This is a genomic window from Fluviicola sp. (assembly GCF_029266855.1).
GTDB lineage: Bacteria > Bacteroidota > Bacteroidia > Flavobacteriales_D > Crocinitomicaceae > Fluviicola.
Genome location: NZ_JAQSWB010000013.1, coordinates 22,146 through 47,076, shown reverse-complemented (window position 1 = coordinate 47,076; position 24,931 = coordinate 22,146). Strand labels below are relative to the sequence as shown.

18 protein-coding genes are annotated in these 24,931 nt (G+C 42.2%); 13 read left to right on the top strand and 5 right to left on the bottom strand.

Going from position 1 to position 24,931, the window contains the following annotated elements; genetic code table 11:
* The first annotated feature begins 23 nt into the window (after positions 1-23).
* Both K0S23_RS18280 and K0S23_RS18275 read left to right on the top strand, forming a co-directional pair.
* Positions 24-3,398 (top strand): ATP-binding protein, encoded by a 3,375-nt coding sequence (locus K0S23_RS18280; protein WP_300360311.1) that lies wholly within the window; start codon positions 24-26, stop codon positions 3,396-3,398.
* Positions 3,399-3,542: 144 nt separating this feature from the next.
* Positions 3,543-6,083 (top strand): T9SS-dependent M36 family metallopeptidase, encoded by a 2,541-nt coding sequence (locus K0S23_RS18275; protein WP_300360310.1) that lies wholly within the window; start codon positions 3,543-3,545, stop codon positions 6,081-6,083.
* A gap of 80 nt (positions 6,084-6,163) precedes the next feature.
* On the opposite strand, the gene K0S23_RS18270 is transcribed toward K0S23_RS18275, so the two are convergent.
* The 3 genes from K0S23_RS18270 to polA form a co-directional block, all read right to left on the bottom strand.
* Positions 6,164-7,165, bottom strand: a complete 1,002-nt coding sequence (locus tag K0S23_RS18270) for a hypothetical protein (RefSeq protein ID WP_300360309.1) — start codon at positions 7,163-7,165, stop codon at positions 6,164-6,166.
* 79 nt (positions 7,166-7,244) lie between these two features.
* Complete coding sequence (locus tag K0S23_RS18265) at positions 7,245-8,000, bottom strand: LuxR C-terminal-related transcriptional regulator (protein WP_300360307.1); 756 nt, start codon at positions 7,998-8,000, stop codon at positions 7,245-7,247.
* Positions 8,001-8,015: 15 nt separating this feature from the next.
* On the bottom strand, positions 8,016-10,820 hold the full coding sequence (gene polA, locus K0S23_RS18260; RefSeq protein ID WP_300360306.1) for a DNA polymerase I: 2,805 nt from the start codon (positions 10,818-10,820) through the stop codon (positions 8,016-8,018).
* A gap of 311 nt (positions 10,821-11,131) precedes the next feature.
* Between polA and K0S23_RS18255 the strand changes: the two genes are divergently transcribed.
* The 5 genes from K0S23_RS18255 (at position 11,132) to K0S23_RS18235 (ending at position 16,305) form a co-directional block, all read left to right on the top strand.
* A complete protein-coding gene (locus tag K0S23_RS18255) occupies positions 11,132-12,745 on the top strand; it encodes a hypothetical protein (protein WP_300360305.1) in 1,614 nt (537 codons plus the stop codon).
* A gap of 145 nt (positions 12,746-12,890) precedes the next feature.
* On the top strand, positions 12,891-13,661 hold the full coding sequence (gene surE, locus K0S23_RS18250; protein ID WP_300360304.1) for a 5'/3'-nucleotidase SurE: 771 nt from the start codon (positions 12,891-12,893) through the stop codon (positions 13,659-13,661).
* Positions 13,661-13,972 (top strand): hypothetical protein, encoded by a 312-nt coding sequence (locus K0S23_RS18245; RefSeq protein WP_300360303.1) that lies wholly within the window; start codon positions 13,661-13,663, stop codon positions 13,970-13,972. The genes surE and K0S23_RS18245 overlap by 1 nt, the downstream gene beginning before the upstream one ends.
* Positions 13,972-15,081: a lipid-A-disaccharide synthase gene (gene lpxB / locus K0S23_RS18240; protein ID WP_300360302.1), complete on the top strand. Its 1,110-nt coding sequence runs from the start codon at positions 13,972-13,974 to the stop codon at positions 15,079-15,081. The genes K0S23_RS18245 and lpxB overlap by 1 nt, the downstream gene beginning before the upstream one ends.
* A 42-nt stretch (positions 15,082-15,123) precedes the next feature.
* The gene (locus K0S23_RS18235) at positions 15,124-16,305 is read left to right on the top strand and encodes a SpoIID/LytB domain-containing protein (RefSeq protein WP_300360301.1); all 1,182 of its coding nucleotides are present in this window, start codon (positions 15,124-15,126) and stop codon (positions 16,303-16,305) included.
* Between the two features lie 71 nt (positions 16,306-16,376).
* On the opposite strand, the gene K0S23_RS18230 is transcribed toward K0S23_RS18235, so the two are convergent.
* Complete coding sequence (locus tag K0S23_RS18230; protein WP_300360300.1) at positions 16,377-16,661, bottom strand: hypothetical protein; 285 nt, start codon at positions 16,659-16,661, stop codon at positions 16,377-16,379.
* A gap of 259 nt (positions 16,662-16,920) precedes the next feature.
* Here K0S23_RS18230 and K0S23_RS18225 point away from each other — a divergent pair, with 259 nt between their 5' ends.
* From K0S23_RS18225 to K0S23_RS18215, 3 genes are read left to right on the top strand one after another with little or no spacing between them, the layout of a single operon-like run.
* Positions 16,921-18,819 carry a sulfatase-like hydrolase/transferase gene (locus K0S23_RS18225; RefSeq protein WP_300360299.1) on the top strand — a complete coding sequence of 633 codons (1,899 nt, stop codon included), beginning with the start codon at positions 16,921-16,923 and terminating at the stop codon, positions 18,817-18,819.
* Complete coding sequence (locus tag K0S23_RS18220) at positions 18,816-19,742, top strand: diacylglycerol kinase family protein (RefSeq protein ID WP_300360298.1); 927 nt, start codon at positions 18,816-18,818, stop codon at positions 19,740-19,742. Before K0S23_RS18225 ends, K0S23_RS18220 begins: the two co-directional genes overlap by 4 nt.
* Complete coding sequence (locus K0S23_RS18215; RefSeq protein WP_300360296.1) at positions 19,732-20,181, top strand: DUF1569 domain-containing protein; 450 nt, start codon at positions 19,732-19,734, stop codon at positions 20,179-20,181. The genes K0S23_RS18220 and K0S23_RS18215 overlap by 11 nt, the downstream gene beginning before the upstream one ends.
* 47 nt (positions 20,182-20,228) lie before the next feature.
* On the opposite strand, the gene K0S23_RS18210 is transcribed toward K0S23_RS18215, so the two are convergent.
* A complete protein-coding gene (locus K0S23_RS18210; protein WP_300360294.1) occupies positions 20,229-20,390 on the bottom strand; it encodes a hypothetical protein in 162 nt (53 codons plus the stop codon).
* Positions 20,391-20,529: 139 nt separating this feature from the next.
* On the opposite strand from K0S23_RS18210, the gene K0S23_RS18205 reads away from it, so the two are divergent.
* Genes K0S23_RS18205 through scpA form a run of 3 tightly spaced genes read left to right on the top strand, consistent with a single transcriptional unit; the run spans position 20,530 to position 24,757 of the window.
* Complete coding sequence (locus K0S23_RS18205; RefSeq protein WP_300360292.1) at positions 20,530-21,297, top strand: hypothetical protein; 768 nt, start codon at positions 20,530-20,532, stop codon at positions 21,295-21,297.
* Between the two features lie 11 nt (positions 21,298-21,308).
* Complete coding sequence (locus tag K0S23_RS18200; RefSeq protein WP_300360290.1) at positions 21,309-22,628, top strand: methylmalonyl-CoA mutase family protein; 1,320 nt, start codon at positions 21,309-21,311, stop codon at positions 22,626-22,628.
* Positions 22,625-24,757: a methylmalonyl-CoA mutase gene (gene scpA, locus K0S23_RS18195; RefSeq protein WP_300360288.1), complete on the top strand. Its 2,133-nt coding sequence runs from the start codon at positions 22,625-22,627 to the stop codon at positions 24,755-24,757. Before K0S23_RS18200 ends, scpA begins: the two co-directional genes overlap by 4 nt.
* Positions 24,758-24,931 lie beyond the last annotated feature (174 nt).

Below are 24,931 nucleotides of genomic sequence, written 5' to 3'. Positions count from 1 at the left end.
CACTATTTTCGCTAAGCAATTCAATGAGTTACTCACAGACAAATATCAGCGATTTTATTCATGCCCTATCGGACATGCCCAAAACGGATATGCTGGTAAACCTAATGGAAGCTGAGGATTCATTGATTCGCCTGGATGAACTTCCAAAGGATAAATTCAAGGTGAAGCCTGAAGGGAACTGGAAACCTGTTTGGCAGAATGCTGCGAAGTTCCGCCTCGAGTCTGATGTAAATTCCTTGTGCCTGGTCTTCGGAACAGTTACTTCAACACTTCAAAACGGGACATTAAAATCTCCTTTATTGATCGTGCCGCTGAACTGGGAGTATTCCCGGGTCAGCAATACGCTTCAAATGGAATTGGATGAAGAAGCCATTGAAATTAATCCGTATATCAAATTCCTTTATTCTGAACTGAATAATGAATCACTCGATACAATTCCTGCCGATATGGATTTGCAGGAAAAGTTGGATTGGGTCATCGGACAATTCGAAAAGTTAAATTTAGAGACGATATTCTCCTGTGAAATCTTTATCGGGAACTTCCATTATCACCGTTTTCATATGCTGAGAGAATTGGAGGGTATTGAAAAGTCCGAAAGAAAAAATATTCTTGTTCAGCAACTGCTGGGAAATGATTTTGAAGAACCGGAAAAAATGGAGTTGTCACCCGATCTGATTTATCCTGCCGATGCAGATCAAAAGCGGGTTTTCACGGTTTTGAGTAAGAAGAATGTACTGCTACAAGGTCCTCCCGGAACTGGTAAATCGCAAGTTTTAATCAATATTTTGGGTAAATCGTTAAAAGGCGAGTTAAAAACATTGGTGGTTTCTGAAAAACGGGTGGCTTTGGATGTTTTGGTTAAAAAGCTTTCCGAATTGAATTTGGATCCTTTCGCATTTGTGGTGCATAGTCAAACGAAATCAAAGGATTTATTGGCCCGGTTAAAAAATACTTGGCAGGTATTGGAAGGCACCGATGTTCCTCCGGGGAAAAACCTCAGACTTTCGGAACAACTGAATGCCAACCTGCAATTACTCCTTGACCGCTTAAATACACCCGATTATTTTGCGGGGGTTTCATATAAACAATTACAGGACTTGCTTCAGGAAACTCCGCTTACCAGTGAACGTTTCTCGAGCTTGGCTCCAGGCCTTGATGAATGGCTGAAAAATAAAGCGCTTATCCGAAAATTGGATCTTCGGCTCAATGGTTTTTCAAAACTGAAAGGATTAAAACCTGCTTTTTTTGAGCAATGGAACGGAGATCAGCTGATCAAAACCTGCCTGAAAAGTTTATATTCCTTGCAGGCTAAATTGGACGGCTTGGTTTCATTTGGGGATTTGGAAAAATTGATTGCTGTTTTGGGACGATGCCAATTGGTTGAAAATGAAAATTACAAAGCATACAGCCAACTGATTTTGAAACCCAGGGAATGGAAGAAGTTTCAAAAACAGGTCCAGTTGCTAAAGGAATTACAGGATCGAATGGTGCTGATTGAAAAGGAGAACCAAATTTGGAAACAGCTTCCTTCCAAAAGTCAGTTGGAATCGTGGGAACAGGCCGCTAGTTGGATTCAGCTTCGAAAACGCAAAAAAGCTATTGGAAGGTTGTTGAATGATCCTTCGGTCTTGCCGGAAATTGCACTTGCAAACTGGAAAAATTATTTGGAGGAAGCGGATAAAGTCCGGCAGCTGGAATCTTATTTCAATGAGTTAGGTTTGGATACTGACAGATATGCTCTGGAAATGGGACTGCATTATGCTGCAGGTCTGGAAAGAGAAAGCGGTTCTCTGCTGAGTGAAATTGCGGCCTGGAGCAGTGAAGAACGCCTGACGATTATTGCGTGCGGTTCGGAATTAAATCACTTAAAGTCATCCCTGGTCCGTTATTTCGAACTAAAGAACGAGGTCGTTCTATCTGAATTTTTGACTCAAAAGCAATCCGAATTTATTGAATTAAGTGCCGTTTATGAAGATCTTAAACAAATCCCGCGTTTCTTTTTCGGATTATTGGATGAGGTCAATTCCTGGGAAGCTTTGCAATCGCTGATCTTGTTTAGTTCGTTAAAGAAAATTGAATCGCTTAATCCGGAGATCGTGAAGTTCTCGGGAGCTTCGCTTCATGAACGTTTGGATGAACTGATCCGGACAGAGGATCAGGAGTTTGCTGATTTTGCTGATTCACTTCGTTTTCAGATCCGGAAGCGGTTTACGGAGTTGGAAGAATTGCTGAGGACTCCAAGCCAAAAACTTTCGGCAGTTCAGAAGGAATTCAAAGCCCGTTTAAAAAAAGGAAAAGCTCTCTTGGTAAGAGAATTTGCGAAGTCCAGGAATCATATCACTATCCGGAATTTGATTGCCAGTGATGCAAAAGAATGGGTTCAGCTGCTTATACCAATTTGGTTGGCAACACCCAATCAGGTAGCAGATCATTTTCCCTTGGAAATGGAGTTGTTTGATTTGGTTCTATTTGATGAGGCCAGCCAGCTTCCGCTTCCAAATGCGCTGGGTTCTTTATTCCGTTCCAAAAGGGCACTGGTGGCAGGAGATGAGCAGCAAATGGCTCCATCCAATTACTTCGGGAAAAATTTTGGTTTTCACGATTTGCTGCACCAGGCTTCGTTTTATTTTGAGCGGGTTCCCTTACACCATCATTACCGGTCTGAACACATCGAACTGATCAGGTTTTCAAATAAGCATTTTTACAAGGACGAATTGATTGTTTATCCTTCCCCGCAGCAAAAGAAAGTCTTGTTTCACCACTACGTTGAAAGTGGGGTTTTTGATGAGCGAAGAAATCAACCGGAGGCGGAATCACTTGCTGGTTTTTTGGAAAGTTTCAGTAATTGGGATCAGAAAACGGTGGGAATTGTTGCTTTCTCCGAAGAACAGCTAAAGGCAATTTGGAAAGAATGTTCACCAAGAGTGCAAAATCTGATTACGCTCAAACAAGATGAGAACACACTTTTCTTTAAGGCCCTGGAAAATGTGCAGGGTGATGAAGCAGATGTTTTGATCATCGGTTTGGGTTATGCGCGAAATCCGGAGGGGTCGTTTCAAATGCGCTTCGGACCTTTGAACCAAAGTAACGGGCATAAGCGACTGAATGTATTATTGACAAGAGCAAAACAGGAAATGCACTTCTTTACTTCCGTTAAAGCCGCGGATTTTGAATTGTCGGATAACGAATCAGTGAATTTGCTAAGAAGATTTTTGCAGGAATTGGAAACTGTTCAGGAGTCGGGTAACGAATTCCTTTTTCCTTATGGCCTGGAAGTTGAATCCATGGAGAAGAACCATGTTCGTTTTAAAAACACGTATGCACAAATTCCAAACGGGCAGGATCTGGTGACCTTTCACCGGGTTATGAAGCAGCGCGGATGGGAACTGGGGTATTAGTTTCGATATACCAATCCCTTGAGGTCTCTTTTAACCAGGTATTGTCTCGGATAAATCAATGAGGCTGACAGTTAAATTATTAGGAGTTGTTTTTATTCGCTTTTCTTGTCTTTTTTTGTACATTGACAACTTAAAAAACTGAAAATGAAAAGGCTACTCTCCTCTTTTTTATTCCTTACGGTCTTAAACTGCGGTTTCGGACAAAGCGAATTAGTTTCCATTCAAAGGTATTTGCAGGAACATGCAAGTCAATGGAATTTAAAATCTGCTGATTTTTCAAATCTTGAATTTGTTTCGAAAGCTTCATCAAAATCTGCGAATACCAAACATTTGAAAATCCGTCAAACAAAGAACGGGATTCCCCTTATTGACGGGTTTGGAATCGTAACCATTAAAAACAATCAGGTAATTCACGTTACAACAAATTTTGTTTCGATAACAGAACCGGCAAATCAATCGGCATTGAGTGCTGAAGAAGCAGTAAATGCTGCTCTGAAGCATTTAAATATTCCGGCTGTTGATATGAAACAGCTGAGTAAGAGCGAGAACACCTTTCTTTTTGCCAAAGGGGGAATTTCAAAAGAAAACATTCCGGTAAAATTGGTTCTTGGTGAATACAAGGGACAATTAATGTATTTATGGGATTTAAGTATTTATCCGCTCGCATCGGAACATTGGTGGTCGATGAGATTAAATGCGGAGACCGGTGAAGTGGTTTTTCAGAATGACTGGATTTCACATTGTACTGTAGAGCATTGCGCGGATGAAAGTCATCAGTCTGCTCAAACGATGATGGCTCCGCCCCCGCCTCCGGGAGCAGATCAATATATGGTTTACGCATTGCCGAATATCAGTCCCGCACACGGAAACAGGGTGTTGGCAACGAATCCTTCGGATGCTGTTTATTCTCCTTTTGGGTGGCACGATACGGACGGAATTACCGGTGACGAATACACGATCACAAGAGGGAATAATGTCTACGCTTCCGATGATATTGATAATGACGATATACCAGGTTATTCACCTGATGGCGGAGCAAGCCTTGATTTTAATTTTGCATACGACTCATTGCTCGGTGTGCAGGGAAACCTGGATGCAGTAATTACCAACCTGTTCTATATGAACAATATGATGCACGACATTTGGGCACATTATGGTTTTGATGAGGAAAGCGGAAACTTCCAGGAAACAAATTATTCCGGATCGGCATTGGGCCAGGACCAGGTAATGGCTGATGCGCAGGACGGAAGTGGAACCAATAATGCAAATTTCGGAACACCACCCGATGGATTTAATCCGCGGATGCAGATGTACTTATGGACAGAAAGCAATGTTCCGGATTTATTGACGATTAATGCTCCCGCTGCAATTGATGGAGCTTATTCCTGTTCTACTGCTGGTTTCGGACCACCGGTTCCAATGACACCATTAACAGAAGATCTTGTTTTGGTGATCGACGATGGAGCAGATACAACCGATGGGTGTGGAATGATTACAAATGGAGCAGCACTTGCAGGTAAGATTGCATTGGTACGCAGAGGCAACTGTACCTTTGCTGAAAAAGTGGAAGCTTGTGAGCTTTTTGGAGCAGTTGCTGTAATTGTTATGAATAATTCGGGAACAAGCACTCAGGCCATGGGAGGAAACTCCTTTACCGCTATTCCTTCTATTATGGTTTCAAAACCAAACGGAGATTTATTCGTGAATCAAATGGTATTGGGAAATACTGTAAACGGAACAATTGTAAATCCGGGTGATCTGACAGCTACCGATTCGGATTTTGACAATATGATTATTGCACACGAATACGGTCATGGAATTTCCAATCGCCTGGTTGGCGGAGGTGATAACACGGATTGCTTATACAATGCCGAGCAAATGGGCGAGGGTTGGTCTGATTGGTTCGGGTTGATGATTACACAGGTTGCTTCAGACCAGGCTGCCGACGGAAGAGGTGTTGGAACATACGTAACGAATGAACCTAACAACGGTGGTGGAATTCGACCTGCACGCTATTCGGCGGATTTTGCTATCAATGATTATACTTACGGGAATACCAATAGTAATTCCTTAAGCCAGCCTCATGGGATTGGTTTCGTTTGGGCATCTATGCTGTGGGATTTGAATTGGGCATTGATCGATGAATATGGCTTTGATCCGAATATCAAAACCGGAACAGGGGGAAATAACATTGCAATGAGCCTGGTGATCGAAGGTTTGAAATTAACGGCTTGTGCACCCGGATTTGTAGATGGACGCGATGGGATTTTAGCAGCTGATGAGGTACTTTACGGTGGAGCAAACAAGTGTTTGATCTGGGAAGTGTTTGCACGCAGAGGTTTGGGATATTCTGCCAGCCAGGGAAGTTCGGACGACCGCTCAGATCAGATTGAAGCATTCGATATCAATCCAAATTGTTCTTCAGGACTCGGGTTGAATGAAAATAAAACAACACAAATTCAAGTGTATCCAAATCCAAGTAATGGGAAATTGACCGTAAAAAATTCAGATTCAGAGATTCAGCGAATTGAATTGGCAGATTTGAGCGGTAAAGCAGTTTATGTGAAAACGGTTAATAACCAATCCGAAGTGGTTTTGGATATCAGCAGTTTGAAAAAGGGATTGTACCTGATGAAAGTTCAAACGCAAAACGGTTTCAAAACTGTTCGGGTAGAGAGATTCTGACAGTTATTCCAAAAAATAGGGGCGTTTCATAGAAAAACAGAAACGCCCCATTTAGGTAGGGTAATGAATTATGCTATTGGTTAATCATCGAATGGATCCTTTTCATCTGCGGATAATGATTTCAAACGTTCGAATGCTTTTTTGATACGGTTAAAGTTTGCAGAATCTGTATTCGAAAAATAGATGGTGATTTCGTTGCTATAACTTGTCTCATTTTTGAGCGTACCGTATTTTTGAACATCAATGTATTGGTCTACATAAGTTCCGAAGACATTATAATATCCATGTCCCCATTCTTTGACTGAGTACTCTCCCTGAATGAATTCACTTGTTTTACAAACATTTGAGTTAAAGATAATTCTTAACCCTCCGACAATAAGCGAATCATTATTTAATGGAACAATACTACTGATTTGGTTCAAATTGAATTCACTGGTATACTGTTCGTCATTTCTAAAATAATCACGACGTAATGTATAGGTTACTTTGTTATTCTCATCAATGGTAATCTCATTTTTTTTGATTGTAATGTAACCTTTGTAATAGGTGGCATTCACACATTCATTCAGTTTTTTGCGGATATAGACTTCTGTTTCTTCTTTGCTCAACTGGCTTTTTTTATCTTCTCCGCTTGGCTTGGCAAACAGATCGTCATCTTGTTTGCACATCGTTTTTAAATGCCTGAACGCGCGGGCAACTTTCTGTGCATCCGCGTCTGTTGCAAAGGTGATTCCGTAACCCTCAGAAACATTCAGTCCGCTGAAGTGGACCAGGAATTTATATGCCCTGATCCCATCAGGATAGTCTACTTTTTCTACTAAATCGAAAATATTAAAAATGATATTGAAGCCACCGTCAAAAACCTTTTGATCGGTTATCAATTCGATCTTTCCATTCTGTTCGATCTTGATATCCTTCAGATAATACCCCTTCGATCTGCTGTAAGCATCAAGAGCTCCGGGATACATCATTCTTCCTTTGGTGTTTTGAATAATGTAACTGACAGTTTCTTCGTACGTTGGCGATTGCGCATAAATGGTGTGTGAAATCACCAAAATAAAGCAAAGTAAAATCTTATTCATCAAGTTAAAATTCCAGTCAAGAGTAAAAATCAAAATTACCCCAGTCTATAATCAAAAAAAATACTCCTTTAGGAGTATTTTAGATCAGACCGGCAAGCATTGCTTCTTTGATTACCTGACCGGTATTTTTGACGTTTAATTTCTTATAAATATTGCTTCTGTGTTTTTTGACTGTTTTAGGGCTTATGAACAGAAGTTCTGCTATCCGGGAGCTGTCCATCCCTGATCCGATTAATTTCACAATTTCGATTTCCCGCCTGCTAAGTCCGGTAGTAGGCTGTTTGATACTCCTGTTCATGAATGAAGGTTCATTTTCGAGACCGATCAGTGAATATGTGAAATTGTTAGTTGAATTGATATGATCAATGCGTGTGTGGATATTTAAAGACTTTCCGAATCCGCCGTTTTTGTCCAGGGTCAGCAAAATAGCTTGGTGGTTTAATAAGGCATAGGTCCCGTCAGCCATTCTGCTTCGAAAGGAATAGTTTATCTTATAACGGAGCAATTGATCGGGCTTCAGATTGGTGTAATAAAATTCTGCAACAGCGGCCTCCGTTTTTTGAACATATGAAATGTCATCAGGATGAATGGTGGCAAGGATATCCCCAAAAGTAACGGTATCGGGATTCAAGCCGTGAATATCCTGGATAGATTGACTGACTTGTGACAACGACATATCATAAAAATCGATGATATAATAATAAAACGGACCCAAGCTGATTATTTTGGATGTAATATCTTCAAACTTCAATAAGGGAAACTCTGTATTTTCAACAGCCCTTTTTTGAGTCTTATCCCATACATCCTGTAGATGCTTTAATTCGTTTTGTCCCATCTTAAAAGTCAATACCTAGTGTGCATCCAGCCAATTGTCAGCCAATTCCATTTCCACTTCCATCGGAACAGATAAGGAAACTGCATTTTCCATCGCTTCTTTCACCAGGGCTTTCATGATTTCCTGTTCGTCTTTATGTACATCGAATACCAATTCATCGTGCACCTGCAGGATCATCTTGGATTGAACCTTTGCTTCCTTCATTGCTTTACTCACTGCTACCATTGCCAGTTTTACAATATCGGCAGCCGAACCCTGGATAGGTGCATTGACCGCATTTCGTTCTGCAAATCCTCTTACGACAGCATTTGCCGAATTGATATCCGGCAAGTAGCGACGGCGTTGCATGATCGTCTCCACATACCCGTTCTCTCGTGCATCTTTTACTGCTTTATCCATGTAGGTTTTGATCGTAGAATACTGCGCAAAGTAAGCATCGATGATCTGTTTTGCTTCCGTTCTGCTAATTCCAAGGTTTTGGGATAAGCCAAATGCCGACTGTCCGTAAATGATTCCGAAGTTTACTGCTTTTGCAGCACTCCGCTGATCTTTCGTTACTTCTTCCAAGTCAACATGGAATACTTTTGCAGCTGTTGCCCGGTGAATATCCAATTTGTCTTTAAAAGCCTGGATCATGTTGGTGTCGTTTGCCAAAGCAGCAATGATCCGCAATTCAATTTGAGAATAATCGGCCGACATCAATTGGAAATCTTCCGAACGCGCAATAAATGCTCTCCTGATTTCTTTCCCGCGTTCACTGCGAATTGGAATGTTCTGAAGATTCGGATTATTGGAGCTCAATCGACCGGTTGCGGTGATCGTTTGCATATAACTTGTATGTACCCGTCCGTCAACAGGATCTTTCATAGTCGGAAGCGGATCTACGTAAGTGGACTTGAGCTTCTTCATTTGACGGTAATCCAAAATACATGGGATAATCTCGTGATCGTTCTTATGTTGCTGTAAAATGTCTTCGGATGTGGCGTACTGACCTGTTTTGGTTTTTTTCGCCTTGGAAGAAATCTTCATATGCTCAAATAGAACATCGCCCAGTTGCTTCGGGGAATCGACATTGAAATCCATTCCGGCCAATTCTTTGATCCGGATTTCCAAAGCCGCTGTTTCTTCTGCCAATTGCTTGGAATAAGCTTCCAAATGCGGAATGTCAATTGCCACACCTTCTTCTTCCATTTCTGCAAGAACGGATACCAGGGGCATTTCCATCTCGTAGAACAATTTTTTCAAATGATCCTTTTCGATCTGTGGGCCGAACAATTGTTTTAATTGGAAGGTAATGTCGGCGTCTTCACAGGCGTAATCGCTGATCGCTTCCGGCGGAAGATCTCCCATGTTTCCCTGTCCTTTTCCTTTTTTTCCAATCAATGTTTCTATGCTGATCGGCGTGTAATTCAGGTAATATTCTGCCAGGAAATCCATTCCCTGTTTGGATTCGGGCTGAATGAGATAATGAGCGATCATGGTATCGAACAAAGGTCCGTCAAACCGAACTCCGTAACGATGCAATACCTGGATGTCATATTTCATGTTGTGAGCGATCTTTTCGATCGTTGTACTCTCAAAAAAGGGTTTGAATTCGTCTACGATTGCCTGTGCTTCTTCACGGTCTTTCGGAACTGCAACATAATAGGCTTCACGTTCTTTGTATGAGAAGGACATTCCGACAAGGTCGGCATGAAGCGCGTTGATATCGGTTGTTTCCGTATCAAAACATACGGATTTTTCGTTCAATAATTTAGTCAGTAAAGCTTTACGTTCTTCTGGCAAAGTAACTAAATGATAAGAAGGCTTTTCTGTTGCAATGGTCTTTACGCCACTTGTTGGCTGGGCTTGCTGAACGTCGACAAGGCTTTGTGTTCCGAATAGATCCAGTTGACCGTTCTGATCAACTCCAGCCGATGTAACAACGATTTCTTCACCCGTTATCCGCTTGGCCAAATTCCGGAATTCGAGTTCCGTAAAAATTTCTAAGATCAGTTCCTTATTTGGTTCCTCATATACCAGTTCCTTCGGATTAAATTCAACCGGTGCATCCAAAATGATCGTTGCAAGGATTTTGGAAACAATTCCCTGTTCCTTGAAATTGATCATGTTCTCTTTCATTTTTCCTTTGAGATCTTCCACGTTTTCAAAAACGCCTTCCATTGACCCGTAATCGGCGATCAGTTTTTTGGCTGTTTTTTCTCCGACTCCCGGAATTCCCGGAATGTTATCGGCAGCATCTCCCCACAATCCAAGTATATCGATTACCTGTAGCGGGTTTTGTACTTCAAACTTCTCACAGACTTCTTTTACACCCATAATGCTTGCGGGATCTCCACCACGTCCGGGTTTGTAAATGAAGATATTCTCACTTACCAATTGACCGAAATCTTTATCAGGAGTCATCATGTAGGTGATGAAGCCTTCTTTTTCAGCCATTTTTGCCATAGTACCGATCAGGTCATCAGCCTCGTATCCGTCTACAACGTACATCGGAATGCGGAATGCTTCAATAATTCGTTTGATCGGTTCAATCATATTCCGGATGTCTTCCGGCATTTCCTCACGATGCGCTTTGTAGGCAGCAAAATCGACATTTCTGTTGGTTGCTCCTCCCGGAGGATCAAAAACGACTGCTATATGGGTTGGTTTTTCTTTGTTGAGAATATCAATCAGAACATTGGTAAAACCAAAGGCCGCAGAAGTATTTTGTCCTTTTGAATTCACTCTTGGATTTTTTGCAAAGGCAAAATAAGCCCTGTAAATCAAGGCGAAAGCATCTAAGAGGAATAATTTTTTATCTGACTCCGGAGTAAGCATAATTTGTAAGAATTGTGAATTGCAAGTTTAACTCAAATTCGGGAAATTTCGGGAATGTTTTGAAGTGAAATCTAGTTCCCCCTTCGAAGGGGGAGCTTTTAACCGCTCTTCCGAAGAAGAAAAATAATAATCAGACTAAATTTTCGAAGCAAGATTTTATTGTTTAACGGAGAATCCTAGTTTCCCCCTTTGGAGTGGGAAAAAGAGGAGGAGCTATAAGATTTCTCCGTTGTATATCCATCAACAATCGAAATTGTATAACTATTCGGGATCGCCTGGATTTGACAAGTTGTATGAACGAAATTTGTAAGGTGGTCAGAGCCTTTAAATTATTTGTTGCTTACGGAATTGTTTTTCTGGTCGGTTACCTGGGAACTGGTATTACGTTGCATTATGTAAAACCTGGAGTGCGGATATTGCCCCAATTTGTTGAGAACATCCTGGATGGAGGTGCAGTTTGGAAAGTTCAGTACCCGGAAGAATCGGATATTTCGATGTTTGATCAGAAGATCTATAATGCTGAATCACACGATCCTGAAGAGGAAATTTTATTTACGGATGATTATAATTCCCGCAATGGGATTTTTTGTTTCAGGGGAAATGCACAGCGCAATGCTCCAACCCGTGGACTGTTAAAAGGGCAGCCTCACGATATTCGCCTGGATTGGGAGTTCACAACAGGTTACGATGGACGTACAACAGCATACGGTTCTTGGGGTGGCGGTTCGGGCTGGACAGGTCAACCCCTGGTTGTGAAATGGCCCCGGGAAATTGCTGAAAGACTTTATGGGATCGAAGATGTTTACTTAAAGCGATCAAATTTCAGGGAAGTGATTGTTGGAAGTCTGTGCGGGGATATTTATTTTATCGACTGGAAAACCGGGAAAGCCACTAGGCCGCATGTGAGCATTGAAAATCCGATCAAAGGAACTGTTTCGGTTGATCCACGAATGAATGGCTTGCTTTATGTGGGACAGGGAATTCAAAATGGAGAACGTTTTGGTTCTTATATTTTCAACATGTTTACGGGTCAGGAGATTTTCTTTCGGAATGGATTGGATCCGAAGGCCCGCAGAAGCTGGGGAGCATTTGACAGTAATTCCCTGGTCGATGCTAAAACAGGCTATTGGATTCACCCGGCTGAAAACGGACAGATTTACAAAACAAAGATTTCAGACCCGGAAATCATTCCATCTCCTTTTATCTTTAATTATCATATTCAGAAACATCCGGATTTGGGGATCGAATCCAGTTTTGGAGCGTGGAACAACCTGGGCTGGTTTGGTGACAATGGCGGAAATGTGTTCTGTATGAATTTGATGACCATGCGCCCGGTTTGGTATCTTGATAATTATGATGACACGGATGCATCGATGGTCGTTGATTTGCAGGAGGACAATCATCCCTTTTTATATATTGGAAATGAAGTGGATAAACAGGGGGAAAACGGAACGGCACATATTCGCAAAATTGATGGACTTAGCGGAAAAGAAATGTGGGATGTAAGGCGCAAGTCCACCAACACGAAACTGAATGGAAGAGTTAATTCCGGAGGTGTTTTGGCCTCTGTTTTACCCGGTAAGAAGAAAGCTGCTCATTTGGTTTATGGTATTTTCTCACGGGTGAACGGAAGTTTGGCCGGAGAATTCGTCGCAATTGATAAGCGTACCGGAAAAGTGAAATTCTCGATTCCGATGGATTACTACAGCTGGGCTTCACCAATTGATTTATATGATAAAGAAGGGAATTGCACTGTCTTTTTCACGGATGTATATGGAACGATCTATTTGATTGACGGTTTAACCGGTAGAATCATTGTGAAACGAAAAACCGACTGTGTCTGGGAATCTTCACCTGTTGCCTGGGGAAACCGCATCGTGGTCGGAAGCAGGGGAAAGAAAATTGTGAGTTTTGTGATAGACTAAAAGACATAAGACGAAAGACGAAAGACGAAAGACAGAAATTTGCCTTAAGTCTAATGTCTTTGGTCTATAGTCTTACCGTTACTTTCTAAAACTTTAGCATTTCCATTGAAACTTGTGAGAAACTAAAAATGTATCTTTGTTTTCAATGGAAAATTCAAATCGCCCGCTCATTTTTGTTACCAACGATGACAGCCTTCACGCAAAAGGAATAGCCTCATTAGTCGCTGTTGCCCGGGAGTTCGGAGATGTTGTCGTAATAGCTCCCGACAAACCTCAATCCGGAATGGGACATGCAATTACGATTTCTCACCCGCTGAGATTGCTTCGTTCGGATATTTTTGAAGGAATAGAATCGTATTCGTGCAGCGGAACACCGGTAGACTGCGTGAAATTGGCAGTTTATGAAGTGTTGCACCGCAAACCGGACCTAATCTTGTCAGGAATCAACCACGGATTAAATTCTTCTACAAATGTGCTGTATTCAGGCACCATGTCTGCAGCAGTTGAGGGAGCGATGGAACACATTCCGAGTATTGGTTTTTCGTACGGTGATTTTGACCTGGATGCAGATTTTTCTGCCCCGATGGCTGTGGCAAAAGAAATTATTCCGAAGGTATTGAGTAACGGATTGAAACAAGGGGTTTGTTTAAATGTAAACATCCCGAAAGGCCCGGCTGAAGCATTAAAGGGAACGGAAGTTTGCAGACAGGCATATGCCTTTTGGGAAGACCGTTTTGATAAGCGCATAGATCAGTTCGGAAGACCTTATTACTGGCTTACCGGAACGTTCGATTCAAGGGAAGATGCAACAGATACGGACCTGTATTTCCTGGATCAGGGTTTTGCAACGATTGTACCGACCCAATTTGATTTAACAGCTCACGAAACGATTGCGGGCTTAAAAAAAGTATTCTAATGAAAAGAAAATTTACCTGGAACTCACGAGTTACCGTAGGAATGTTAATCGGTTTATTATCTCCGATGATCATTGTGCCGCTTACAATGGTAGTTATTGCATGGGCTCAGAACTTTTACTTTTCCGCTTTGTGGAGTAAGTTTTTTATTGATCTGACTGTCATGAGCAAATTTATTTCGCTTTCCATCATCCCGAATTTGATTTGGTTTTATATTTTCCTGAACAAGGAACGTTATGACCTGGCTCGCGGAATCATCATTGGTTCTGCTTTATTCCTGCCGTTCATTTTATATGTCAATTTGATTCGTTAATGGGCAAGAAACTATATATCATTTCAGGGGAAGCCTCCGGAGATTTGCACGGGTCCAACGTCATGAAGGAATTGTATGCCGAGCAACCCGACCTGGATATCCGGTTTTGGGGTGGTGATAAGATGCAGGCAGTTGGCGGAACGATGGCGAAACACATTCGTGAACTGGCTTTTATGGGCTTTGTAGAAGTATTAATGAATTTGCCCACGATCTTAAGAAACATCCGGTTTTGTAAGGAAGATATTTTGAAATTCCAGCCGGATGCGCTTTTGCTGATCGATTACCCGGGATTCAATATGCGAATTGCCGAATGGGCGAAGAAGAATAATATCAAGGTTTACTATTATATTTCTCCTACCGTGTGGGCCTGGAAGGAAAACCGGGTTCATAAGATTAAGAGGGATGTTTACAAATTGTATTGTATCCTTCCTTTCGAAGAAGCATTCTACCAAAAGTACCACTACGATGTGGAGTATGTAGGACATCCTTTGCTGGACGAAATAGAACAATACCGGGAACTTCCGAAACAGGAACTGAAGATCTCTGCCGGAAACAAACCGATCATTGCCATGCTTCCCGGTTCCCGGAAACAGGAACTGAGAACAAAATTACCAGTGATGCTTCCTCTGGTAGACTTATTCCCTCAGTATCACTTCGTGATCGCAGGTGCGCCCAATATGGACATTGCAATTTACAAGGAGCTGATCGGAGACAAGCAGGTTGATGTAGTTTACGGGCAAACCTATCCACTGTTGCAACAATCGGAGGCTGCGGTAGTGACATCCGGAACTGCTACCCTGGAAACCGGCTTGTTCGAAATACCGCAGGTAGTGTGTTATATTGGAAATGCGATCTCTTACCAGATTGCAAAAAGATTGGTCAATGTGAAATACATTTCACTGGTGAATCTTATTTTGGATAAGGAAGCAGTTACCGAACTGATCCAGAACGATTGCACTACGGAACGTTTAGCTAAAGAGTTATCCCTTGTTATTGAAGGCGGAAACAAACGAACCCAGGTTCTGGAAGATTATTCCAGATTGAAAGCAATGCTGGGAAAAGGGGGTGCATCCAGAAAAGTTGCACAATCGGTGTTGAAAACTATTTGAGTTCGAGCCGATTTCAGTCTGGTACGAAACTAATTTTGTAGGATGTTGCGCTTCTTCGTGCTCATAGGGTTTATTTTTCCGTTTTTTGTGTTTGCCCAGCAGATGCGAATAGGTGTTTTGCGCGATTATTCCGTTCAACGAATCGTCTTTGCCTATTCCGACGGAAGTTACAACGTTTTTGGAGATACCACTCATTTTGCAACGCTTTTACCAAGTGAATTTGTCGATATCTCAGTTGCAGGAAACAATCAGATCTCACTGAAAGTCGGTGTGAGCGAAGTAGCTCTTGTTTCAAAAGTCCTGCTGGTTGCAACGAAACTGAATCAATCTCTTGTTTATTCCACAAAAAACCCGGTTGTAAAAGAACGGAAATACAAGGATGATGTGGAGATTACCGTTCAAAATGGTGCTCTGACCATCGTTAACATGGTCGACGTCAATAATTACTTGAGCGGGGTTGTGGAATCAGAAGGCGGAGGCGGAAAAGAGATCGAATACTACAAAGTCCAGGCTTTGATGAGCAGAACTTATGCTTTGAAGTACAAAACGAGACATCAGAAAGAAGGATTTGATCTGTGTGATAGAACTCATTGCCAGGCTTATCATAATCAATTGCGCTTAAACCGAATGATCGATTCGGCAGTTTTAAAAACGGAAGGGATGGTTATGGTGGATCAGCACAATCACCTGGTGGATGCCTATTTTCATGCCAATTGTGGCGGACAGACCTCAGAACCGGATTATGTATGGAATAATAAAATCCCTTATTTAAGCACTTTCAAGGATACCTTTTGCATTTATACCAAGCAGGCAACCTGGGAAAGAAGAATTCCGCAAGTGGAGTGGATGGAGTACCTGGTAAGCAATTTTCATTATCCGGTAAACGATTCCGTTTTGGGACCAATGATCTGTACTTTCAATCAACCCGAGAGATGTGCGTTTTATCAATATCCCTGGCTGGGAATTCCGCTTCGGGATATACGGGAGCATTTTAAGCTCAAGTCGACTTTCTTTAATTGCTATCCGGAAGGAACGGATGTGGTTTTAAGAGGGCGCGGCTACGGCCACGGAGTTGGTTTATGCCAGGAAGGAGCAATGAAAATGGCTAAGTTCGGATTTAACTATGTCCAAATTGCCCTGTATTATTTTCCGGGAGTAAAAGTGGTGAATTACCAGGAACAGCAGTATTTCAATCAGAAACCCAAGATTGCGGAACTGGATTAGTGCCTTCGACTTCCACTGAAGCTTCGGTCAAGGTTTTCAACGCTCAGTCACCGGGGCTGGGAGTAAAAGGATTATTTGTAAGTGATCACAAAAATATCTTCGTTGTCTTTCTTGAAAAGTTTATCTTCCCGGGCCAGTTTTTCCAGGTAAGAAAGATCTTTGATCTGGGAGAGAATGTATTTCGTGTCCTTCAGCTTCAGGTTCATTTCGGACTGTGCTGAGCGCAATTCCGAGAGTTTCTTGTTTTGATTAATGATCGTAAAGATATCTACTTCATCCAGGAACAAATTGTACACCATGAAAATGCATAATGCAAGAATGTATTTGTTCTTAAAAGGGATGAGGTACTTTTTCATACCATAAAGTTATTGATTATTGAATTCCACTTTCAGGACAAGCAAATGAGATATCCCCCGGGCGATGTTAATAGCCATATATGCAGCAGATGCCTGGAAAAAACAGTTGAATGACATTTCTTGTTCTTTTGGGAAGCCTAAGAAGCATGTGACTTATGTACGTATGTGGTTCAATATCCTGCCAGTTTTCGAAATTCTATCTATTTTTAAGTAACATAAACACAACACCTACCTCAAAAAGGTTCCTTATTTTTGTACTATGTTGAAAAAACTGTGTAATGCTCTCCCCATAACCCTGCAAAGCCTTTTGCTTCGAATCGGGATTCTTTTGCTCTTGATGACCATTACACGGATTGTATTCTATTTCTTCAACCTGGATTCCTTTGCTCACGTGCATTTCACAGATTGGCTGGCCGGCATTTGGTTTGATTTATCAACCCTCGGCCTGTTGCTCATGCCTTTCATCGTGTTCAGTTTATTGCCGCTGAATTGGCAACATAATTGGGTTATCCGTTTTCTTAAAGGCCTCACATTCTTTATCCCGACCTTATTGATCGTTGCATTGAATTTGATGGATACGGCCTATTACAACTTTACTCTCAAGCGCTCCACTGCTGATTTATTTGTGATTGTTTCGGCAGGAAATGATGTGGGGCAGCTGCTCACAAGCTTTATTTCAGATTACTGGATGCTGATCCTGATCTTCATAGCCGGAACTGTTTTATTGGCCCGCTTGTATAAAAGAACCGGCTTGAGAAGACTGAAAAGTGAAACCAAAAGCAGTTTGCGTAAGGAGATCGTTGTCTTTTTCATTGTAGTGCCCTTGTTTATATTGATCGGAAGGGGTGGCTTTGGCTTAAGACCAATCTCTTCTATCGACGCAACACTTTATACGGAACCTGAAAATTCGGCCCTGGTTCTGAATTCGGCTTTCACCCTGCTTAAATCCATCGGGAAAGATGATTTGGTGGAACAGCATTATTATTCTGAAAAAGAACTGGATAAATTATTCAACCCGAAAAGGAGCAGTCACCCACAACACATCCTTCCGGATGGAACCAATGTGATGATCATCATGCTGGAAAGCTTCGGGAATGAGTGGGTTGGCCAGTTCAATAACGGTGTTTCTTATACTCCATACCTGGATTCCCTGCTGGATCAGAGCTGGTATTTCGAATATGGGATTTCAAACGGGAAGAAGTCCATTGAAGCGGTACCTACTATTTCTGCTTCCATCCCTACTTTAATGGATAATCCCTACATTTCATCGGCTTACTGCAACAACCAGGTGCAGAGTTTACCCAATATCCTGGCAAAGAACGGTTACAGCACTGCTTTCTATCACGGTGCCACAAACGGATCCATGCGTTTCAATAGTTTTGCTTCCCAGTTGGGCTATAAAGAATATGTGGGACGCTTTGAATACAACAACGACAAGCATTTTGACAAAACCTGGGGAATCCTGGATGAATACTTTAACCCGTGGACAGCAAAACAGCTTACAAAAATGAAGGCACCTTTCATGGCGAACTTGTTCACGCTTTCATCCCACCATCCTTATTTTGTTCCGGAAAAGTGGCGTTCGGTGGTAAAGAAAGGTCCGCACCCTATTTGTAAAAGCATTCATTACGGCGACATCAGTCTGCGTAAGTTCTTCGAACAGGCGGCAAAAGAACCCTGGTTTAAGAAAACCCTGTTCGTCATTGTTGCCGACCATACGCCTTCCAGTAATAGCGAGATCTACAATCAGCGAACAGAAATGTACCGCATCCCGATCGCATTTTATGATCCAAGCGGAAAACTGCCACGTAAAAGAGAGAAAGCCATTTTCCAGCAGATCGATATTATGCCTACCGTTTTGGACCTGGTCAATATTAAGACAAATTATTACAGTTTCGGGAACAGCTACTTTTCAAAAGAGCCCCGGGAAGCAGTGACTTATTTGGAAGGTGCATATTACTATTTCCGGGGAAATAAACTCCTGGTCTATTCCAATGACGAAATTAAAAGCCTGGTCAACTTCACCATTCGCACCAAGAATCCTAAAAACCTGTTACCTGCTCAAAAAGAGGAGGCGGAAAAGATGGCAAGGCGTTTGAAGGCCATTATTCAGAGATATAATCATGATTTAATTCATAATCAGACGATTGTACGATGAAAAAGAAAATTCGGTTCATAATCAATCCCATTTCGGGCGGGGTCAAGAAGGCCAGGGTTCCTCAAATGATCGAGGAGCACCTGAATCATGACCTCTTTGAGTATGATATCGCAATTACTCAGTACAAGCAGCACGCCAAATCCATTGCCGAAGAATCCGCGCGGGAAGGAATCGATATTGTGTGCGCGGTTGGCGGAGATGGTTCCGTTCACGAAGTGGGAACAGCTTTGGTGGGCACCAAATGCCACCTGGCGATCATCCCTACAGGATCGGGAAACGGGTTGGCGAGACATCTCAAAATTCCTTTAAAAACTCCTCTGGCAATTCAAAACATCAATGAACTCAACAGCATCCGGATGGATACCGGGCTGGCAAACGACAAGCCTTTTCTGGGTGTTGGCGGTTACGGATTTGATGCCTTTATTGCAAAGCGTTTTGATGAATACCACATTCGCGGTTTTTGGGGATATACTCAATTGGTTTACGAAGAATACTTCTCTTATAAACCTCCTAAAATGAAGATCATTTTACCCGATGAGCAGATCAAGGGTAATTTCCTGCTGTGTTCCCTGGCCAATTCCTCCGAATTTGGAAACGGCTTTTGTATTTCACCCAAATCGAATGTGATCGACGGGCAGATGGAGCTGGTGCTTTTGAGTAAATTTTCGTGGTGGAGGACAATGGGTGTAATCGGCAGGTTCTTCTTTAAAAAGATCGAAGGCTCCAGGTATATCCGCATCATTCCTTTCAGGAAAGCACGCATCATTTTGGAGGTTCCCCTGGCGCATTACGATGGTGAACCCTTTGAAGTAAGAAAAGAGATCAACATAGAAATCATTCCGGCAAGTCTTTCAGTGCTTTGCGGGAAAGGATATTTAGAATTCGCAAGTTTGAAACTTAAAACAGATGAACATGTTTATTGAAACCGATTTAGAAACCGTGCTTGCACATTTGAATAAGTTGACTCCAGAAGCAAAACCTGCATGGGGAAAAATGTCTGCGCAGCGAATGGTAGAGCATTTAACCGATACACTTCGGATTGCGACAGGAGAAAAACCGCAGCAATTGCTCATCCCGGAAGAAAAGGTGGAACGTATGGTGGCCTTCCTTTATACCGACAAACCAATGGCTCAGAACATGGAAGTTCCTTTTGCCAAAGAAGGTACTCCACTGCGTCATGAAGAACTGGAACTGGCTATTGATGAATTTGTAGATGTTTACCTAGAATTCCAGGAATTATTTGCCGGAAACCCGGAACTAAAAACAGTTCATGCCTATTATGGGCCACTGAATTACGAGCAGTGGGATTTGTTGAATAAGAAACACCTGACACATCACTTTACCCAATTCGGGATTATATAAAACAAAAAACCCGGTATTTCGACTCTGCTCAATGACCGGGTTTTTTGTTAGTTTTTCTTAACAGGAGGTGTTATTTTCTTGTTTTCGGATGTAACCTTCTTTTTAGTCTCGGTTTTTTTCTTCGGCTCTTGTTTCTTTGTTCCATCCTGTGCATAACTTGCAACAGAGGTCCCTACAACTGCGATTAGAATCAATGCTAAATTTTTCATATTTCCCTTTTTTATTAAAAGCGTTTTACAATTTATATGCCAATTCCAAATATAATGAATTCATAATGATAAGAGATATCCAACTCTTAATTCTTCATTCTACATTCTTTGTATATTTGAATTCGAAATAAAAAAACACATGGTTCAAGCTTTTAAAGATCATTGGACAGGAATAGAGCAGGTAGCAAAAGCATTACTGAAAGGGAAGTTTTTGTGGTTTTTCATTCCCGGATTAATTGTCGGATTGATTTATCTCTACTTTCAGTGGCAGGCTCAGCGTGTTTTAGCTGTTGTCCATGTGGCAGATGATGTACCTGTTGTCGGATCGGCAATATCCTGGCTGGCAGATGGTGTTTTCAGTATTTTCGACCTGATCGTTTCTGAGTTCTATAAGTTTGTTATCCTGGTCGTGCTTTCACCCGTGAACTGCATTCTTTCAGAGAAATTCGACAGCTACCTCACGGGGAAAGAATACAAGTTTGATTTGGTAAGGCTCCTGAATGATTTCCTGAGAATGATTCTCATTGTATTAAGTGCCTTGCTGCTGGAATACATCTTCCTGGGAATCTGGTGGGTGCTTTCATTATTATTTGTACCTGATTTTATCGGAGAAACCATATTCTTTTTAATTGCATCCTTTTTCGTTGGCTTTTCTTTCTACGATTACAGCATGGAACGTTATGGCCTCAACTTCTTTAAAAGCTGGGGGCTGGGCTTTTCCAAAATGAGTTACATGCTTATCACCGGCGGAATCTTTACATTGATGATAAAAATTCCTGCAATCGGGATTATTGTGGCTCCGGTTCTGACAGCAATGTTATCCACAGCCGTCTATATTTTATTTGCAAAGAAAAATCAACCTGAACCCGCACCTGCTGTTCAGGATCAGGATCTATTAGATACATAAAAGAATAAAACATGAATGACTTATTCTCATCTTTCCAGGCAAGCTCCAAAGAAGAGTGGATCGCCATCCTGAAAAAGGAACTGAAGGGTGAATCGATCGATACATTAAACAAGATCAATCGCGTTGAAGAGATTACTTTCCCAAGTTATTTTCATTCCGAAGATCATACGAGTGATTTTTCCGATCCCGGTTTGGCTCCGTATACAAGAGGAATTCAACCTAAAAACAACGATTGGACAATTGCAACTTCCTTCCGGATTTCGGATGTAAAAGAAACCAATAAGGAGATCATTGCTGCATTGATGGCGGGAACGGATCACCTGGTATTGGAAGCAAGTACTTCCGAACCGATCGATTTCGCTGTTCTGCTGAATGAAGTGGGCTTGTCATTTATTCACACCACTTTTAAAGCGAAAAGCCTGGAGCAGATTACCCAGTTCCTGGATTTTGTAAAAGAAGCCCCGGTCCTGATCGAATATGCTGACAACGACGAGCTGTTAAAGTCAGTCAATTCAAGCCGCAACCCGAAAGCAAAACTTTTACATGTGGACGCTTCATCGGTTCAGCAAGCCGGCGGAACAAGCTGGCAGGAACTGAGCATTGCATTGGCAGAAGGCCACGATTTACTGGTAAAACAATTGGACCTGGGATTGGATTGCGACACTGCAGCTGCCGGAATTCATTTTACCTTTGGTATCGGAAGTAAATATTTTTTCGAATTAGCAAAAATAAGAGCCTTCAGAACGTGCTGGGCACAGATTGTTTCAGCATATTCACCCAAGCACACCTGTTCCCTGGCAGCTACGATCACAGCCCGTTCCGGATTTTTAAATACGAGCCTGAAAGATCCGCACACGAATTTGTTGCGTCAGACCACTGAAGCGATGTCGGTTGTTTTGGGTGGTATTCAGCATTTGAATATTCAGCCTTACGATTGGTATTCAACGAATCCGAATACTTCTTTTACGCGACGGATGGCAACAAATATTTCCCTCCTGCTTAAAGAAGAATCTTACCTGCAGGTTGTATTGGATCCGGCAGGTGGTTCCTATGCTTTGGATTCCCTAACAGAAACCATTGCAGAGCGCGCATGGAGCTCTTTCCAATGGATCGAACGAAACGGGAGTATTTCAAACCCGGAAGTAAGGAAATCGCTTACTGCTGAAATTCAGGAAAAAGCCGCAATGCGTATTTCAGAGATCCGGGATAAAACGGAAAAGAGAATCGGCATCAACATCTTCTCCAACCCGGAACAGATCTCCAATAACTGGACGGAACTTCCTGTGTGCTGGAATGAATTGAAGCCCCTAATTTTAGAACAAGCCCTATGAGTATCCGTAAATCATTTGAAGAAGTATCCTTAAATGCAGATACACTTTCGGGATCAGCTGAGAAAGGTGTTTTTTCAACTCCTGAAAAAATACAACTGGCGGCATATTACACTAAAAGTGACCTGGAAGAAATCAGTCATTTAGGTTTCGTGAGTGGTAAAGCACCATTTCTAAGAGGTCCTTATGGTTCCATGTATGCGATTCGTCCATGGACGGTTCGTCAGTATGCCGGATTTTCCACCGCAGAAGAATCAAACGCATTCTATAGAAGAAACCTGGCGGCAGGACAAAAAGGACTTTCTGTTGCTTTTGACCTTGCAACCCATCGCGGATACGATTCGGATCACGAACGCGTTGTAGGTGATGTGGGAAAAGCCGGTGTGGCAATTGATTCCATTTTGGACATGAAGATTCTCTTCGATCAGATTCCGCTCAATGAAATGTCTGTTTCCATGACTATGAACGGAGCGGTAATTCCAATTATGGCATTCTACATTGTGGCTGCGGAAGAACAAGGCGTAAAACAAGAAGAACTTTCCGGAACCATTCAAAATGACATTCTGAAAGAATTCATGGTGCGGAATACCTATATCTATCCTCCTGCTCCTTCGATGAAAATCATTGCGGATATTTTTGCTTACACTGCTGAGAAAATGCCGCGTTTCAATTCCATTTCGATTTCCGGTTACCACATGCAGGAAGCAGGTGCAACGGCGAGTATCGAATTGGCATATACACTGGCCGACGGATTGGAATATCTAAGAGCCGGGATCAATGCCGGAATGGACGTAGACAGTTTTGCTCCGCGTTTAAGCTTCTTTTGGGCAATTGGGATGAACCATTTCATGGAAATCGCTAAAATGCGCGCCGGAAGATTGCTTTGGTCGAAACTGGTAGCACAATTCAATCCTAAAAGTGAAAAATCACTTGCACTCAGAACACATTGTCAGACTTCAGGCTGGAGTTTAACTGAACAGGATCCGTTCAACAACATTGCAAGAACTTGTATAGAAGCAATGGCAGCGGGATTCGGGGGAACCCAATCACTGCACACCAATGCACTGGATGAAGCAATTGCACTTCCAACCGACTTTTCTGCCAGAATTGCGAGGAATACCCAGATCTACCTTCAGCAGGAAACAGGAATGACAGATATCATTGACCCTTGGGGCGGAAGTTATTATGTCGAAAAACTGACACAGGAGCTGGTGGATGAGGCCTGGAAACTGATCCAGGAAGTGGAAGAATTGGGCGGAATGGCTAAAGCTATTGAAACCGGGATTCCAAAAATGCGCATTGAAGAGGCTGCGGCACGCAAACAAGCACGCATTGATGCCGGGAAAGATATTATTGTAGGTGTAAACCGTTATCAGCTGGAAAAAGAGGAGCCAATGGACATCCTTGAAGTTGACAACACCAAAGTGCGTGAATCACAATTGGAGCGCCTAAGAGTTTTACGTGAAAACCGTAATCCGGAGCGCGTAAAAGCTGCATTGGAAAAACTAGCGGAGGCAGCACGGACAGGGAATGGGAATTTGCTGGAGATCGCTGTTGAATGCGCTAGGGAACGTGCCTCTCTGGGTGAAATTTCTCAGGCAATGGAAACCACTTTTGGAAGACATCAGGCAACCATCCGCTCAATCAGCGGAGTTTATTCGGCTGAAAGTATGAGTGATAAAGATTTTGAAAAAGCAAAGACCCTGGTTGAATCCTTCGCAAAACTGGAAGGCAGAAGACCGCGGATCATGATTGCGAAAATGGGCCAGGATGGTCACGATCGCGGGGCAAAAGTAATTGCCACATCTTTTGCGGATATTGGTTTTGATGTAGACATAGGACCACTTTTCCAAACCCCGAAAGAAGCAGCCAAACAAGCGGTTGAGAACGATGTGCATGTATTGGGCGTTTCATCGCTGGCTGCAGGACATAAAACATTGGTTCCCCAGGTTATTGAAGAATTAAAGAATCTTGGGCGTCCGGATATCATGGTTGTAGCAGGAGGAGTAATCCCTGCACAGGACTATGATTTCTTGTATGATGCAGGGGTTTTCGGAGTTTTCGGACCCGGAACAAAGATTTCAAAGGCTGCACAGAAAATCCTGGAGCTATTGATTCAAAGTGCCGAATAAGCGGGAGTTCCTTTAACCCGCTTATTGAAACATCGGATATCGCTTTTATGGAAGCATGTTATTTAGGTTTGGAAGAGCAAGAGAGTCCGGCCAGGAGATAGACACTTAACAGCAAAGAAATTTTCACAAGTAAACTCATCATCCGATAATAATTAAACCGGGTTTGCCAGAAAT